Origin of the sequence: Brevibacterium sp. S22, assembly GCF_004745485.1 — a bacterium.
In the GTDB taxonomy this organism is placed as follows: Bacteria; Actinomycetota; Actinomycetes; order Actinomycetales; family Brevibacteriaceae; genus Brevibacterium.
This window is the reverse complement of record NZ_RHFG01000034.1, coordinates 16,887-33,628: the sequence shown is the minus strand read 5'-3', so window position 1 is coordinate 33,628 and position 16,742 is coordinate 16,887. Positions and strand designations below refer to the sequence as shown.

The window sequence follows — 16,742 nt, the reverse complement described above, 5'->3', positions numbered from 1 at the left end:
ACCGGTTCTGGGAACACGGGTGAACTTCCGGAGGTTCTCATCTGAGGCAACGACCCTGCTGTGCCGGAGGTTTTCCTCTGAGGCAACGATGTTTCTTTCCCGGAGGTATTGCAATGAGGCTTCAGGGGCCCTGGTCAGGGGGAACAATGGTGTCTTCACTCTTCCGAGCAAGGAGCCCGTGTGCCCGCCACTGTCTTTGACCTGCCTTCCCGACTGTCCGCTAAAACGACCGCGGATCTCATCGCCGCCGATGATCAGCACTTCGCCCGCATCGCCAGTCAACTCGACCGTGAAGCCGCCACTCTCGAGGCCCGCCTCGCTGACCTCCGCCGGTCCTCTGGAGGTGGCGGCGAAGCAGCACTCGAACGGGACACCGCGATCCACCGACTGTCGTCCGAGCTGAACCTGCTGCGCCGCTTCGACCTCGATGTCTGCCTGGGACGAATGGTGTTTGCTGAGTCCGGAGACACCGTCTACATCGGTCGTATCGGCTTGCGCGACGAGGATGGGCGCGCCCTGCTCATCGACTGGCGGACGCCCATGGCCAAGCCGTTCTTCGCCGCCACACTCGCCTCCCCGATGGGGTTGTCCACACGGCGCCGCTATCGCTGGGCGAACGGCCTGATCTCGGACTACTGGGACGAACGATTCACCTCGGCGACCGTCGACGACACTGCGTCCCTGGACGATCAGTCGGCGTTCATCGCCTCACTGGGCACGAGCCGTTCAGCGAAGATGCACGATGTCCTCTCCACCATCCAGACCGACCAGGACGCGATCATCCGTGCCCCGGCCGATGCGCCGATGGTCGTCGACGGAGGGCCCGGGACCGGAAAGACGGTGGTCGCCCTGCACCGTGCCGCCTACCTCCTCTACAGCGACCCCAGCATCGTCAGGGGCGGAGGACTGCTCTTCATCGGCCCCAACCACACATATCTGTCATATGTCGATGACGTTCTGCCCCGCCTCGGCGAAGACGGTGTCCGTCTGTGCACGCTTGACGACCTGATCCAGGAGAGGCCCACCGACGATGACGACGATGACAGCACCGTCCTCAAGGCGAATCTGAACCCCGGTGCGGTCATCGACCGAGCGGTGAGCATCTACGAGGAACCGCCCACCACCGCCATGGTCATCGACACTGTCAGCGGTGACCTCACGGTCACACCAGGCGATTGGGCGGCGGCATTCACCTCGATCGATGCGGACGTCGATCACAACTCGGCTCGTGATCAGATCTGGGACGAACTGCTGGAGATTCTCACCGAATCGGTCGTCGATGCCGATGAGGACGCCGAACCGCTGGAGGTTCGCCGCTTCCTCAGTCAGGACCCCGACCTGCGAGCAACCCTGACCGCCGTCTGGCCGATCCTCGACCCCTTGGACATCGTGGGCGATCTGTGGAGCGTTCCGGCCTATCTGAGCCTGGCCGCTCCCGACCTGACCGAGACGGAGACTGCATGCCTTCAGCGCGCCGAACCCAGAGCCTGGACGAAAGCCGATGTCCCGCTCATCGACGCTGCCAGGCGCCGCATCGGCGATCCGGCCGATCTGCGCAGGAGGCGGCGTGCTGCGTCGGAGGCCGCGGCCGAACAGGCTCGGATGGCCGACGTCGTCGACGACCTCATCGCCGCAGATGACAGCGAACTGATGCAGATGACGATGCTCAAGGGCGACGATCTGCGAGGCGCACTGGACAACCCCTCAGGGCGAGAGACTCCCAGCACTGATCGTCTGGCCGGACCCTTCGGCCACATCATCGTCGACGAGGCGCAGGAGCTCACCGATGCACAGTGGCACATGCTCCTCGACCGGTGTCCGTCGAAGAGCTTCACCATCGTCGGCGATCGGGCGCAGGCACGACACGGATTCGCCCAGAGCTGGGACGAGAGGATGAGCGAGCTCGGCCTCACCGTCAACGAGGTCCATCTCAGCATCAACTACCGCACCCCCGCTGAGGTCATGGCCGCGGCAGAGCCGGTGATCCGTGCCGTCCTCCCGCATGCAAACGTCCCGCAGTCGGTGCGGGATTCAGGAAGTGCAGTCGGATCCTGCAGTGTGGACGAAGTGTCATCACTGGCCGGCACGTGGTTGGACTCTCACCGCGAGGGAACCGTCTGTGTCATCACAGTGTCACCGGCCGCGTGGAGCTTCGCGGAGGCTGAGAGAGTCAGCGTAATGGCTCCTGCCGAGGTCAAAGGATTGGAATTCGATCTGGTGATTCTCGTGGACCCGGACGGTTTCGGCACCGGAATACAGGGTGGTGTGGATCGTTATGTGTCGATGACCCGGGCGACCGCTGAGCTGGTGATAGCAACGGACGGTGTGCCTCCGAGTCGTCAGCGGGGAGCCGTATACAAATAGTCGGCGCAACGGTTGATTGTTGGATTGAGCGGCTGCCAGTTGCAGTAGTCGTTTGCAAAAAACCAGGGCAGAATTCAACCGCCACCGCGGCAACCAACATCAATTCAACTGGTGGAATTGTCGCGGTGAGCCTATCCCGCAATGACAACTAAACGCTTGCCCGCAAGGTCAGTGCGTGTCCAGGCGGATTCGATCTGACTCAGCGGCACGCGCTCGATGTTAAACACGAGTTCGCCGTCATGTGCCCAGCCTGCGGCCCGTTTGTAAGCGGCAGCCATCGACTCAGGTCCGAGCCCCTTGGTGGCACCGACGAGTTCGACCCCGGAGGTTCGCACGGCGGCGGCAGGGACAGTAAGAGATTCACCCGCACTGGATCCGACCTGGACGATTCGCGTCGGCTTGACGAATCCGAGTTCTTCCGGAGTCAGCGCATGAAGTAATAGTTCTGCGGGCCTGCCCCAGAGGAAGTCAAGCACGATATCGTAGCCGTCGCCCGAGTGCTCTCGGAACGCTGCCACAAGTTCCTCATCGGAAACCGCGGTATTGATGGTCGCATCAGCACCTAGCAGAGCCGCCTCGCGCAGGGCGTCCTCGCGTCGCCCAGTCGCGACGATCCGGCCAGCACCGAGTTTGCGCGCAATCTGAACGGCGAGGCGTCCGGCCACGCCAGTAGCTCCTTGTACGAGCACTGTCTTTCCCGGCTCGAAGTCACCTGCAGTGCTGATCGTGAAACCGGTAACAGCAGAGGCAAGAACAACGGCGACAGCCGGTTCGAGGCCATCCGGTACGGGGGACACATGCTCTTCAGCCACGACAACACGCTGGGCAAGTGCGCCGTAAGGTGGACGTACTCCGCCAAAACCGACCAGCGTTCCATCCTGCAGCGTTCCCACACCGTCGAAGCAGGGAATAGCTGGCAACGCCTGGGCAAATGCACCGGAGGAGAAGTGATGTCCTGCAACGATTTCGCGATCCAGGTTCTCAACCGCGACTGCCTTGACATCGATCATCACCTCGCCATCGCCGGGAATGGGATCGGGAAAGTCTTCGTAACGCGGGAGGTTGCCAATCTCATGAACCACAGCAGCCTTCATCTCACTCCTCTCTAACACCGTTAGATACGTTACTCTAACAGCGTAAGAGGCAATTCGGAAGGGACTACTGTGGCGCTCAATCAAGACCTGATCGTACGAGAGGCATTTGCACTTCTCGATGAGGATGGACTGGACGGACTGACCCTGCGTCGACTTGCCTCCCGTCTCGACGTACAGGCTCCGACCTTGTACTGGCACATCCGCAATAAGGCTGAACTACTCGCCCACCTCGGCGATGGCATCCTCTCCCCTCTCAACACCCTCCCCGACTCGATGTGCGTCGACTGGCGGGAGTGGCTGCTCGACGCCGCCGTTCGGTTCCGAGCCGCGCTGCTTGCCCACCGCGACGGGGCTCGGGTTGTATCCGCGGCACAGCTATCACCAGCAATGGCCGACTTCTCGGAACACGTGATGAGCGTTCTCGTCCCCCACATGCCTCTGCACCAAGCTCGGTTGCTCGTTCTCCTCATTGAACGATTCACTCTGGGTGTTGCCCTTGAAGAACAGTCTGGTGCCGTCGACTCCAGTGCCGCCTCGCCCCTTGAAGCGAGTGAGATCGCTGCGCGATACCCACTCCTCACCAAGGCGATTGCCGATTACTTCGCCGACGGTGCCACCCTCGAGGATCTTTACCGAGAGAGTCTCCAACTCATCCTCGCCTCACTCGCCGACTGATCTGAAAACGCAACACATCAGTCGGGACTGACGATCGTCGTCCGTGAGCTTTGGTGCGCCCGGTGTGTATCTGTGTTCGCAGACTACTCCGCCTGCTCCCGGTGTCCACGGAACGAATGGGTGGTGTGCAGCTGTACGGACACTGCGGTCCCGGTTCGGTATCTCGACAGGTCCGAGTTTGGCCTTGGCGTGATTGCAGGGGCACGACGCCTCGGTGTCACGGAATCCGCATTCGCTTAAGGCCTGAAATCGGTAGTCTGAGTTCATGGAACGACAGAGATTTCACACCACCGGAGGTCGCGAACGCAACGTCGCCGAGGCGGCCCGCCCCGGAGAGGACGAGTTCCGCGTCGATATCGAACGGATCCGGTTCTCCCCGTTCTTCTCCCGCCTGGCCTCGGTCACCCAGGTCATCCCGCAGGCCGGCTCCGGTACCGTCATCCATAATCGGCTGACCCATTCGCTCAAGGTCTCCGCGGTGGCCCGGTCGATTGCGATCACGTTGAATAACGCTGACGAACGGACCCGCGAAACGGTCAGCCACCTCGGCGGCTGTGATCCAGTTGTCGTCCAGGCGGCCGCGGCCGCCCACGATCTGGGGCACCCACCGTTCGGCCACCTCGGCGAGAAGGAACTCGATCGGGTGTCGCGGCAAGTGCTGCGCCTCGATGACGGGTTCGAGGGGAACGCGCAGACGTTTCGGATTCTCACTGCCCTCGACAGCTGTGAGGCCACGGCGCGCGGTCTCAACCTCACCCGTGCGATTCGGGCCGCGGTGCTCAAGTATCCGTGGGAGCGCGGGGAATGGCGTGGGGATCAGGCATCGTCGGCGGCGCGGATGCCGCGCGGGGTCGGCGATGAAGTCAGTGCGGGAGCGATGAAGTTCTCCGCCTACGCCACCGAGGTCGAGGAGATGGCGGACGTGCTGTCGGTGTTCCCGGCGATCGGGAAGTATCAGCAGACGCTCGAGTGCGCGGTCATGGATGTCGCCGACGATATTGCGTATGCGGTGCACGATCTGGACGATTTCTACCGGTCGAACGTGCTGCAGTACACGGCGGTGTCCGCTGAGCTCGGACGCTGGCTGCGCGACTGTCAGGAGTTGGCGTCGCTCGACTCCGCGGAATTGGATCGGCGGCGGCCCGGGCATGCGCTCGAGGCGATCCGGCGGCATACGCGGGAGAAGGACCCGTGGATCGCGTCGGAAGAGGCGTTCCGGGCGTCGGTGGAGCGGGTCAATCGGGATCTGGTCGAAGGGCTGCTCGGTGTTCCCTACGACGGGGGACTGGAGGCGGATCGGGCGGTCACCGGGTTCACCCGGCGGTGGATCGATCGGCTGCAGGCCTCCATCGTCATCGACCCGGAGCCGCATATCCGCAGCGGTCATGTGCGACTGAGCCAGGAGGCTTGGCACGATGTCGTGGTGCTGAAGTTCGTGCATTCGCGGTTCGTGCTCGAACGGTCTGACCTGGCCGTGTATCAGCGTGGGCAGACCCGCATCATCGCCTCCCTGGTCGAGGGGTTCCACGAATGGCTGCTCGACCCTGAGGAGGCGACGCGGATTCCGCGGCGGCTCGTCGATTCCGTCGAGGCGGCCACGCAGGAGTATTCCGACCTGTATGCGCGCAATCCTGCGGCACTGGGGGAGGAGGGCGCTGCGGGGATCGTGCGACGTGGCCGGGCGCGGGCGGTCGTGGACTACATCGCCTCGTTCACCGATGCGCAGGCGATGTCGGTCAACGCCTTGATCACCGGCGCTTCGGAAGAGCCGTGGGAGGCCGGGCGCGGGTTGTAGGCTCAGGGGCGTTTCCGTTTCCAGGGAAGCGGCGGGCACGCAAACGGCGGGGCCGGAGTTCTCACTCCGACCCCGCCGTTGTGGCGTCAGCTCAGTGTCTGAGCTGGGTCACCCTCAGTGCTTGCCTGCCGAGGCGCGGTAGCGGCGGGTTGCCCAAACCGCTGCGGCACCTCCGGCGAGGAGCAGCGCTGCGAATCCGACCATGGCCGGGATACCGTCGGTACCCGTCCGCGGCAGATCTCCGCCATCGCTGCTGCCCGAGGCGTTCGTGCTCGAACCGGCCGAAGCATTGGCACCGGCCGAGGAGCTGGCCGACGATCCGGCGTTGGCCGAGGCGGCCTGGTCCGAATCAGCCGACGCCTCATTCGCGTCGTCTGCCGACGAAGCGTTGGCCTCGTCGCCGTTAGCCGAGGCGTTCGCCTCTGCACCGTCAGCTGCTGCCGAAGCGGATGCCTCCGAGGAGGAGTCCGCGGTCGATGCTGCCGAAGCGGCGGCACCGGCGTTAGCGTTCGCAGCGGCAGATGCCTGTGCGTTGCTGTCATCCGAGTTGTCGGCGTTTGCGGCGGCGTTGGCTGCCTGCTGGGCCGAGGCGTTGGGATCCGATGTCGCGTCCGCCGAGGTCTCTGAAGAGGCCTCTTCGTTGGCGGCGGATTCCGCGGCGGCTTCGGCGTTCTCGTCGGCTGCTGCCGATGCCGTGGTGTTGGCATCGTTGTCGGCGGCTGCCTGAGCAGCGGCCTGGGCAGCAGGATCGTTGTCGCCGTCGGCGTCGACCGTGGCAGACGCCGAAGCCGAGGCCGCTGCATCTACGTTGGCATCGTCGTCCGGGTCGGCCGAAGCGTTGGCTGCGGCTCCATCTCCGCCGTCGGCGTCAGCCGCTGCGTTGGCAGAAGCCTCCGACGATGAGTCCGCCGTCGATGCTGCGGATGCAGCTGCTGCCGGATCGGCGTTAGCCGCGGCCGAAGCATTCGCGTTCGTCGAATCCTCGTTGTCGGCGGTTGCGGCGGCGTTGGCTGCCTGCTGGGCCGAGGCGTTGGGATCCGATGTCGCATCCGCCGAGGTCTCCGAGGAGGCCTCTTCGTTGGCGGCGGATTCCGCGGCGGCTTCGGCGTTCTCGTCGGCTGCTGCCGATGCCGTGGTGTTGGCATCGTTGTCGGCGGCTGCCTGAGCGGCGGCCTCTGCGACCGCATTGCCGTTGTCGTCGGCATTGGACGAAGCCGAAGCCGAGGCGGCTGCGTTGACGTTCTCGTTTCCGTCGGTGTCGGCGGCAGTATCCGCCTCTGCCGTGTCCGAGCCATCAGCGTCAGCCGCCGCAGCAGCGGAGGCTTCCGAGGAGGAGTCCGCGGTCGATGCTGCCGAAGCGGCGGCACCGGCGTTGGCATTTGCTGCGGCCGAGGCGTCTGCGTTCGTCGAATCCTCGTTGTCGGCGGTTGCGGCGGCGTTGGCTGCCTGCTGGGCCGAGGCGTTGGGATCCGATGTCGCATCCGCCGAGGTCTCCGAGGAGGCCTCTTCGTTGGCAGCGGATTCCGCAGCTGCTTCGGCGTTCTCGTCGGCTGCTGCCGATGCCGTGGTGTTGGCATCGTTGTCGGCGGCTGCCTGAGCGGCGGCCTGCGCGGCCGGATCGCCATCATCGTCTGCGTCAGCGGATGCGGAAGCCGAAGCTGCTGCATTCACGTTCGCATCTGCTTCAGTTGCTGTGTCAGCCGTGGCCTCGGACGTCGGATCGGCGTTGGCGTTTGCCGCAGCGTTCTCCGAAGCCGTCGCTGACGAATCTGCCGTCGAGGCCGCTGAAGCGGCTGCTGCAGGGTTGGCATCCGCTGCGGCTGAGGATTCCGCATTCGTGTTGTCGGTGTTGTCTGCGTTCGCCGCGGCCTGCGAAGCGGTCGTCGATGAAGCGTTCTCATCCGACGTTGAGTCAGCAGAGGCTTCGGACGAAGCGTCCTCGGCCGCTGCCGATTCTGCGGCGGCTTCGGCGTTCTCGTCGGCTGCAGCCGATGCCGTGTTGTCGGCGTTGTTGTCGGCGGCTGCCTCGGATGCGGCCTGAGCGGCGGGGTTGTTATCACCGTCAGCATCAGCCGAAGCTGATGCCGAGGCCGCTGCGTTGGTGTTCGCATCGTCATCGCCCGGATCCGGTGCGTCCGCGGTCGCACGGACCGAGGACGAGGCCAGGTTGATGTCGACTGCATCGACAGTTGGTAGTAGCTCCAGACTCACGGCATTGACGGTGAAGCCAGGACCATTGTCGCCGTTGACTTCACTCTCCTGCGCAGGTTCCTTCGCAGTAGGCTGCTCGTTGATTGTGACATCAGCGACGAGGTTGAGACTATCGAAGACTCCGCTGAGGCCATCTACGACAGGGCTGATGATGCCGTCGAGGTTATTTGCTAAATCGTCGCCGACTCCATCGATCACGGTTCCAACAGTCGTGCCGAGTGCATCTACCAACTGGTTGACAAGAGGAGTGACCAGACGTTCGCCGAGCTCATCAATGTTGAGTCCGAGAGTGCGGAGGATCTGGTCGAGAATTCCACTGCTGTTCGTGGTAATCGAGATATCCGGATCGGAGTCAGTGTCGGTGCCGGCGAGCTGGCCAAGCGTTGTCTCGATCACGATATCGGCGCCTGTGTTCAGCAGTGCTAGCCGGAGGTTGGCGTTCAGATCCAATGTCACGGACGCGTTGTTGAGAACCTTGGTGACTCCGTCGGTCACTTTCGTCGTCAACGTTCCGAGCGCATTGTCGATCGCTTCGGTGATGTTCGTGATCGTGTCGTTGTTCAGAAGTTGGGTGTTGGCGTTCAGGCCGTTCAGGCCGTTATCGCCTGCAGCCTTCGCCACGTCAACAGTCACTTCGCCCGTACCGAGGTTGATCGAAACGATCTCGTTGTCGTCGACGAGCGGCTCATTGATCAATTCGTCACTGAGGTCAGACAAAGCCGAATCGAGGCCGTCAACTCCAATGGTCCCTGTACTCGCTGTGACCCCGAGACCCAAGACGGTCGCGTTGAGGTCGAGGTCGCTCATCAGGCGGCCGAGGGCACCATCTGAACTTGTTGCACTGTTCAGCGTATCTCCGACCCCATTGAGCGTATCGTCAAGAGTCCCCGCGACGCCGCTCGCAAGGGGGCTGGACAAGTTGAACTTCGCATCGGCCACGACATATTCGGAGTCAACGTCGTTGCCGGTTGCCTCGGCCGTTGAACCCAGGGCACCCAGCTCGAGGGAGAGTTCATCAATAATCTGATCCGAAAGTGCATCGACATCGAGCTGTGAAAGAAGGTCAGTAAGATTGACCTTTGCGTTGCCGAATTCGCCTGGATTATCGGGGTCGAGGTTGAGTGCTCCATCAGAGCCAACGGCACCGGCACTCGCCTTGGCAGAATCGTAAGTGGGGGCATGCCCATAGGCGTTAAGTGCACCCACTTCACCGAGATCTAGCAGGCCTTCCCCGCCCGGGCTGCTAACCAAAGGCAATGAGAGACCATTACCGAGCTCCAAGTCGAGAGCGCTCAGCGCTTCGACATTTAGAGGAGTAGCGACTTCGTCCGTGCTGTTCGGCGAGCTGCTGTACGCGGAAGCGACATCAGCAAGCTGAGTGCCAAGCAGGTCACTTTCGATCAGCTGCCCATAGGCTTCTGAGTCTTCGTTAGGGTTCTGCTCATCGGCAGAGCCGGGCGACGTCGTCAGCAGCGTCAACCCCACTGCTGTCGCGGCGGCGACCGACCCCACAGCGATCTTGCGACCGGTTCCGGGCCGGCCTCTCAGTATTCTCATGGTTCTCCACATCGTTCGGATCCTGATCATTTCCAAGCATGGCCTGGACGGAAACGGGCAGTTTCCTGGCAGATCGCTCACAACATTACGGAGTAACCAAAAAGTAATCAGTGAATCATCAGAAAAGTTACATCGTCGTTATAGTTACGCTCAGGTAGAACCCGGTGGAAGTTGCGGATAGCCGACGCGGCTCACCTCACGCTTGTCTCAATCAGTAAAACGCCCGGTGACAGGTTTGTGATCCATCGGTGAATTCATCGACCTCAAAAATGCCGCGGTCATACTAGAGGCATTGTTGCTTCTCCTGATTGTCACAAGTCGACCCACATGGAACTGGTCGCGACATCATTCTGTGACCACGGGGTGATCTGCAAGGTCACGACTTCCGCCGTGTAAACAGACAACACCTGTTGCCAAACAGCGCCTACAGTCGGCTCAAACTACGGGAGCGACGGCGATCGACGAAAGGCCGCCTCCCCGACCACGAGGACGGGGAGGCGGCCCGAGGGTTCCGAGTGACTGCTCAGCCGCAGCGACTCACTTGGGTGTACGAGTCTCGGCGCTGATGAACCAGGCCTGTTGCTCGAGCTGGGCGATGTAGCTGTGGAAGATGTCGGCAGTCGTCGGATCCGCTGAGTCGACCTCGTCATGGCAGCTGCGCATCGAATCCACCGTCGCCTCGATCGACGCGACCATGTGGTCGATTGCGTCGTGGGTGCTGATCTCTCCGTTGGGGAATTCCGGCAGTCCGGTCTGTTCGGCGATCACCGCTGGGCGACCGTCAGGGGAGGCGTGGAGGGCGCGCATCCGTTCGGCGATCTCATCGCTGCCGGCGCGGGCGATGTCCGTGACCTCGTCGAGGTTGAGGTGGAGGTCACGGAAGTTCGTGCCCACGATATTCCAATGTGCCTGCTTGGCAGTGAGGCTGAGGGAGATGAAATCGACCAGAACCGTCTGCAGATTCTTGGTCAGGGCATCGGAGGCTACGAAGCCTTTTTCGGCGTTCTCGCGAGTGGTCTTCTCTGAGCCATGAGGGTCGGGAACTGTCACTGACTGTGTCATGATTCTTGCTCCAATCTCTCCGGTTTCGCGTGGATCCGGAGTCTGTGGCCACCATAACGCCACCATCGACGCAACGTAACCCCCCGTCAGGATGTGCCGCCGTCGTCGTCCTGGGCGGTGTAGACGCGGGAGCGCAGTCGTTGGGCGTGAGTGAGGTTCTTGATGTCGATGTCGCTGTCGAAACTCGACCCGAGCGCACCCGCAACGACGCCCATCGCGGCACTCAGCCAGGCGATGTCGAGGTAGTTCGTCAAACTCGCTTCGGGACGGTGGATCGTCTGCGCCATGAACTCAGGGTCGATGACGATGAGACCGCCGACGAGGATGCCGACGACCAACAGGGCGTAGAGGCCGACCACACAGATGGTGAGAGTGAGCACGGTGGACAGGTTGTAGTAGAAGACGACCTGAGCCAGGCGTTCATTGACCGGGCGGTCCCAGAGACGGTTGATCGTGATCAGCCAGCCGACCATGACAGCGATGGCGATGGCGCCGATCGAGATGAGACGAGCTGTCGAGAGGTGGTGGGACATCTGCCAGATGGAGCTGTAGAAGATGCCGAACGCCCCTGTCGCGGCGGCCGCGGCCATGGCGCGTGAGAGTCTGCGGGACATCCGCAGCGGTTCGTTGGCCATGGTCATACCCAGGACGAGGCGAGTTCCGCCGGTGAAGGTGTGAGCGTGGAGGGTGCGCCGTCCGGACTCGGATCGGCTCGACCACCGGCCCCAGCGAGGAAGACGACGCGCGCTCGCCGGCAGATGCCCGTCGGGCAGGAGCTGATTGACGCAGCTCATATAGATCTTGAGCAGACGGCGCTTCGTCGTCAGCGCGCCGAGGGTGGGGCAGGAGATCACAGCGATGTTGCGTGCCGGCAGCACCTCGGCGATGAGTGGTTTGCCGTGGGTGTGCCGCGGAATGTCCGTGAGCATGATGACGAGGTCGGCTGCGGGAAAGCGGTCGACGATCGCATCGAGAGTCGACAGCTCCAGTTGATGGTCTGCTTGGACTCGGAGCGCCTCCGTACACACGTCGACAGTCACATCCGACTGGAAGTCCTGCCGGAGGAGTTCGGTGAACTCATCCTGGAGCGAGGCCACACGGCGACTCGGGGGACCGGGATCGCAGATGAGGAGGATGTGCATTTTCCCACTGTGGCAGGACCGCCTGCTCATGGCCAGAGCGGAGGCGAATTCCGACACTCTGTCCACCGGTCTTTCAGGTCGGATCTGAACTCCGATGCCTGAACGCGTATTCTGATACCGACGTGTCGACGAGACGAAGGAGGACGCGGTCAATGGCAGTTCTGGTGACCGGGGGAGCAGGCTATATCGGTTCGCACGTGGTGCGGCTGCTCACCGAACGCGGAGACGATGTGCTCGTCGTCGACGACTTCTCCACCGGTATCGACGCTCGCGTCGACGGCCTGCCCGTGGTCAGCCTCGACCTGGCCGCAGCCGATGCCGAGGAACGCCTGGTGTCCGCGATCAAGGAACACTCCGTCGACTCGATCATCCACTTCGCCGCGAAGAAACAGGTCGGCGAGTCCGTCGAAGAACCGGTCATGTACTACCGGCAGAACATCGGCGGCCTGACGAACATCCTCGCCGCAGTGGAGCGCACAGGCATCGCATCGCTCGTCTTCTCCTCGTCGGCCGCGACCTACGGCATGCCTGACGTCGATATGGTCGCAGAAGACCTCGACTGCCGCCCCATCAACCCCTACGGCCAGACGAAGCTCATCGGCGAGTGGATGATCGACAACCAGATCACCGCTTCGCAGATGCGGGGAACCGCGTTCAATGCGGTGAAGCTGCGCTACTTCAACGTCGCCGGCGCCGGCTGGAACGATCTCGCCGACACCGCCGTCATGAACCTCATCCCGATCGTGCTCGGGCGGTTGAAGGACGGCAAGGCGCCGATCATCTTCGGAGACGACTACGACACCCCCGACGGCACGTGCATTCGCGACTACGTCCACGTCAAGGACCTCGCCGCGGCCCATATCGCCGCCCTGGACTATATGAAGGCCGGCGGCACCACGGAGACCGTATTCAACGTCGGCACCGGCACTGGGGCCTCGGTCAAGGAAGTCATCGACACCATCGCTGAGGTGACCGGTCGTGACATCATCCCCGACATGGGCGAGCGTCGTGCTGGTGACCCGCCTGCCCTGGTCGCCGACGTCTCCCGGATCTCGGCCCTGCTGAGCTGGAAGGCCGAATTCGGGCTCGAGGAGATCGTCCGCAGCGCCGTCGAGGCCGCCGGGATGCTGCCCGAGCAGACGTAGACGGCACGGCTCTGGCCGGAATGAGGCTGCAAGGCCATCACCTCGACAACACTGCTATCGGTTGTTCGTCTAGCAAAGATGAAAACTGATCTGAAAGACATCTTGATGTGTTGGAAGGTGACTTCATAGACTCGACTCTCATGAACACAATCACGGTTGCTTGTGTCACGCGTCGGCCGGGAGTGCAGTGATGAGCGAAGTCAGTCTCAAACAGCTGCGCTGCTTCCTCGCTGTGTACTCCGAAGGCAGCTTCACGAAGGCCGCGAAGTCCCTGCACATGGCACAGTCGCCGGTCAGCCAGGCAGTCGCGTCCCTCGAACGGCACTTGGGCGAGCGACTCTTCGAACGGGGACCCCGCGAGGTCGTCCCAACCGCGGCCGCCCGCGGACTCTACCCTGAGGTGCTCGAACTGCGGCGTCGAGCCGATTCGCTCCCGCAACTCGTCGTCGATATGCGGGACGGGACGAAGACTCAGCGCATCCGCCTTGGCGGGGTCAGCTCGACCTTCCCAGCGATCATCGCCGGGGTGCTCACAGCCCTCGCCGACCACTCGATCATCGTCTCCGACGGCAGCAGCTCCGCCCTCACTCGGGCCGTCGACAACGGGGACATCGACGCGTGCCTGGTGCGGGAATTCAGCAGCCACCGCCCCGATGAGCGGATCGCATTCCGGGAAAAGCTGTGTGTGGCGCTCCCGCAGGGCCATCGGCTGGCAGGCCGACGCGACGTCGGCGTCGAGGAGATCAGCGATGAGCCGGTCGTCCTGTTCCACCGTTCATTCGCTCCTGTCGCCTTCGACCTCGTCGCCAGCATCTTCATCGAACACGGCCGCACGATGCGGACCTCGGCGCAGGTGTCGAACGAACAATCCATCCTCGGGCTCGTCGCCGCAGGAATGGGCATCACCCTCGTACCGGAATCGGTCGCCCTCCAACCGTGGAACGGCGTCGTCTTCGCCGCCCTCGCCGAGGCGCGACACACGTATCCGCTGACAATCCGCACCGCCCCCGGCGACCCGCTCGGGCTGCTGGACCCGCTGACCAGCGCGCTCGAGACGTGGGCGGCAGACAACCGACTCATCGCCTGACCAGCCACCCATCCTCACGTCCACGAATCGCTTTCACAGGAGACTGCACTCATGGAACCCACGGACTTCAGCCCCTCAGCACTGCTCGTCGATGCCGGGCTCATCGGCGGACTGCTCATCATCGGCACGATCCTGCGCGCCAAGATTCCGGCGATCCAGACGATGATGATTCCGGCCGGAGTCATCGCCGGTGTGCTCGGACTTGTGCTCGGCCCCAACGTCCTCGGCTGGCTGCCGTTTTCGGACCAGCTCGGCGAGTACACCTCTCTGCTCATCGTCCTCGTCTTCGCCTGCCTGGCGATGACCAGCGACTTCAACATCCTCAAGATCGGCCGATCGGTCGCCGGCTTCGCCAGCTATGGTGTCCTCATCTATGCCGCTCAGACAGCGATCGGCATGGGCCTGGTGCTGCTCGCTCTCGGCCCTCTGTTCGGGGCGCCCGACTATGTCGGGCTGCTGCTCTTCGCCGGTTGGGCAGGCGGCTTCGGCTCCGCAGCGGCGATCGGCACCGTCTTTGCCGATTCCGGAGACCCGGCAGTGCAGTCCCTGGCATTCACCGCGGCCACCGTCGGTCTGCTCGTCGGAGTCGTCGGCGGCATCATCCAGGCGAAGTACGGCGCGGTGAAGGGCCACGCTCGCGAATTCGCCGGTCTCGCCACTGTGCCCGCTGAACTCCGGACCGGAGTCCTTGACGACACCGTCGACCAACCGTCGATCGGCACCCACAAGTTCTCCGGCAGCGCCATCGAATCCCTGACCTTCCAGGCCGGCATCGTCGCCGCTGTGTCCGCGGCGGCCTACGGAATCAATGCCATCCTCGGCGGGCTCATCCCCTCGGTGGCGTTTCCGCTCTTCTCGATCGCCTTCCTCGTCGGCCTCCTGCTCCGGGCACTGCTGTCTGCGACGAGCACGACGAAGTTCATCGACAAGGACACTCAGAACTCCATCTCCGGTTCCGCAACGGACGTGCTCATGGTGTGCGGCATCGCCTCGGTGGTGCCGAGCTTCGTCGTCGACCAATGGCTCTCGCTCGTCATCCTCTTCGCCGTCGGACTGGCCCTGTGCCTGTTCCTCGGTCTGTGGGTCGCTCCCCGTGTGATGCAGGAAGGCTGGTTCGAACGCCAGCTCTTCACCTGGGGATGGGCAACCGGTGCGGTCGCCACGGGAATCGCCCTGCTGCGCATCGTCGACCCGAAACTCAACTCCCGAACCCTGGAAGACTTCTCACTGGCCTACCTCCCCGTCATCCCCGTCGAGGTCACCGCCGTCACCTTCGCCCCACTGCTCGTCATCGCCGGCGCCTCGTGGGCGGTGGTCGGAATCTGGGGCGCGATCACCGTGGTCGCAATCGTCGCGGCACTCGTCATCGTTGCCGGTGACAGGCGCAGTAAGATCCAAGTCTGACCGCCGAAGACGGCCACCATCCACCCACCGACCAGGAGAACAGCTGTGTCCCACCACATCGTCATCGGCGCCGGACTCGCCGGAGCCGCAGCCGCCTACTCGCTGACAGCCCGCGGTGAAGACGTCACCGTCCTCGAACGGCACACTCCGGCCAACGACCGCGGCAGCTCCCACGGCTCTGCCCGCATCTTCCGCTACGCCTACCCCGACCGGCTCTACACCGAACTCGTCGTGAGATCCCGGGAACTCTGGACCGAGGTCGAAGCCGCTTCCGGCACTGAGCTCATTGCCGTCACGGGGGCGATCGACCACGGCGACGTCCGGCACACCGCGGGACTCGCCGAGATCTTCGCAGCCGTCGGAGTCGACCACGAAGTCCTCGACCCCGCGCGGGCCGCCGAACGGTGGCCGCAGTTCGCCTTCGACACCGATGTCCTCTGGCACCCCGACGCCGGCGTCATCGACGCCGAGACCACCGTGAACACTCTGCTCGACCTCGCATCGGCCACCGGACGGGCACGGGTGCTCACGGATTGGACGGTCGCCGAGGTGACCCGACGTTCCGAGGGAGGGTTCAGAGTCACCTCGGCGACGGGGGAATCCGTCGAAGGGGACCGCGCCATCGTCGCCGCGGGCGGATGGCTGCCCGCCCTCCTCGGCGATCTCGGACTGCCCCAGAGTTTCCTCTCTGCCCTGCCGCGTTTTGAAGTCCGGCAGGAGCAGGCCTTCCACATGCCCTATCGCGACGCCGACGAATCGGGGCGACCGCGCACCGACTGGCCGACGTTCATCCACAAGTCCTCCGAGATCTTCACCTACGGACTGCCGGGTGGGCGGGACGCCGGATTCACCGGCCAGAAGCTCGCGCAGTTCAACGGTGGCCGAGTGATCGATTCGGCACTTGACCAGGACGGACAGATCACCGAGGAGATGCGTGCTCGGATGATCGACTATGCGACGCGGCATCTGCCCGGGCTCGTTCCGGAGCCGTATGCGGAGACGACCTGCCTGTTCACGAACACCCCGAACGAGGACTTCGTCATCGACGAGGTCGACGGACTCGTCATCGTTTCCGCGTGCTCGGGGCATGGGGCGAAGTTCGCGCCGCTGCTCGGTGAATTCGCGGCTGACCTGGCGACCGGTGCCGGCGGTGTGCCGGACCGTTTCCGGGTGGGACAGTCGACCGTGTGATGGAACGGCGAGAAG

General features: G+C 63.5%; 11 protein-coding genes. 7 read left to right on the top strand and 4 right to left on the bottom strand.

What is annotated here, in order from left to right:
- Positions 1 to 180 precede the first annotated feature (180 nt).
- Positions 181 to 2,364: an RNA polymerase recycling motor ATPase HelR gene (gene helR, locus EB835_RS18300; protein ID WP_135810878.1), complete on the top strand. Its 2,184-nt coding sequence runs from the start codon at positions 181 to 183 to the stop codon at positions 2,362 to 2,364.
- A 131-nt stretch (positions 2,365 to 2,495) separates the two neighbouring features.
- On the opposite strand, the gene EB835_RS18295 is transcribed toward helR, so the two are convergent.
- Positions 2,496 to 3,458, bottom strand: a complete 963-nt coding sequence (locus tag EB835_RS18295; RefSeq protein ID WP_135810877.1) for a quinone oxidoreductase family protein — start codon at positions 3,456 to 3,458, stop codon at positions 2,496 to 2,498.
- 69 nt (positions 3,459 to 3,527) lie between these two features.
- Here EB835_RS18295 and EB835_RS18290 point away from each other — a divergent pair, with 69 nt between their 5' ends.
- The gene (locus EB835_RS18290) at positions 3,528 to 4,133 is read left to right on the top strand and encodes a TetR/AcrR family transcriptional regulator C-terminal domain-containing protein (protein WP_135810876.1); all 606 of its coding nucleotides are present in this window, start codon (positions 3,528 to 3,530) and stop codon (positions 4,131 to 4,133) included.
- A gap of 265 nt (positions 4,134 to 4,398) precedes the next feature.
- The gene (dgt, locus tag EB835_RS18285) at positions 4,399 to 5,928 is read left to right on the top strand and encodes a deoxyguanosinetriphosphate triphosphohydrolase family protein (protein WP_135810875.1); all 1,530 of its coding nucleotides are present in this window, start codon (positions 4,399 to 4,401) and stop codon (positions 5,926 to 5,928) included.
- Between the two features lie 114 nt (positions 5,929 to 6,042).
- Here the strand turns inward: dgt and EB835_RS18280 are convergent, their stop codons facing one another.
- From EB835_RS18280 to EB835_RS18270, 3 genes are all read right to left on the bottom strand, one after another.
- Positions 6,043 to 9,696 carry a choice-of-anchor G family protein gene (locus tag EB835_RS18280; RefSeq protein WP_168216784.1) on the bottom strand — a complete coding sequence of 1,218 codons (3,654 nt, stop codon included), beginning with the start codon at positions 9,694 to 9,696 and terminating at the stop codon, positions 6,043 to 6,045.
- A gap of 537 nt (positions 9,697 to 10,233) precedes the next feature.
- Positions 10,234 to 10,758 (bottom strand): Dps family protein, encoded by a 525-nt coding sequence (locus EB835_RS18275; RefSeq protein WP_135810873.1) that lies wholly within the window; start codon positions 10,756 to 10,758, stop codon positions 10,234 to 10,236.
- Between the two features lie 86 nt (positions 10,759 to 10,844).
- Positions 10,845 to 11,900, bottom strand: a complete 1,056-nt coding sequence (locus EB835_RS18270; RefSeq protein ID WP_135810872.1) for a hypothetical protein — start codon at positions 11,898 to 11,900, stop codon at positions 10,845 to 10,847.
- Positions 11,901 to 12,052: 152 nt separating this feature from the next.
- Here EB835_RS18270 and galE point away from each other — a divergent pair, with 152 nt between their 5' ends.
- The 4 genes from galE to EB835_RS18250 all read left to right on the top strand — a co-directional run bounded on the left by galE (position 12,053) and on the right by EB835_RS18250 (position 16,727).
- Positions 12,053 to 13,045 (top strand): UDP-glucose 4-epimerase GalE, encoded by a 993-nt coding sequence (gene galE / locus EB835_RS18265; protein ID WP_135810871.1) that lies wholly within the window; start codon positions 12,053 to 12,055, stop codon positions 13,043 to 13,045.
- Between the two features lie 190 nt (positions 13,046 to 13,235).
- Complete coding sequence (locus EB835_RS18260; protein ID WP_135810870.1) at positions 13,236 to 14,132, top strand: LysR family transcriptional regulator; 897 nt, start codon at positions 13,236 to 13,238, stop codon at positions 14,130 to 14,132.
- A gap of 51 nt (positions 14,133 to 14,183) precedes the next feature.
- Entirely contained in the window at positions 14,184 to 15,536 is a 1,353-nt protein-coding gene (locus EB835_RS18255; RefSeq protein ID WP_135810869.1) for a sodium/glutamate symporter, read from the top strand.
- Between the two features lie 45 nt (positions 15,537 to 15,581).
- On the top strand, positions 15,582 to 16,727 hold the full coding sequence (locus EB835_RS18250; protein ID WP_135810868.1) for an FAD-dependent oxidoreductase: 1,146 nt from the start codon (positions 15,582 to 15,584) through the stop codon (positions 16,725 to 16,727).
- Positions 16,728 to 16,742: the final 15 nt, after the last annotated feature.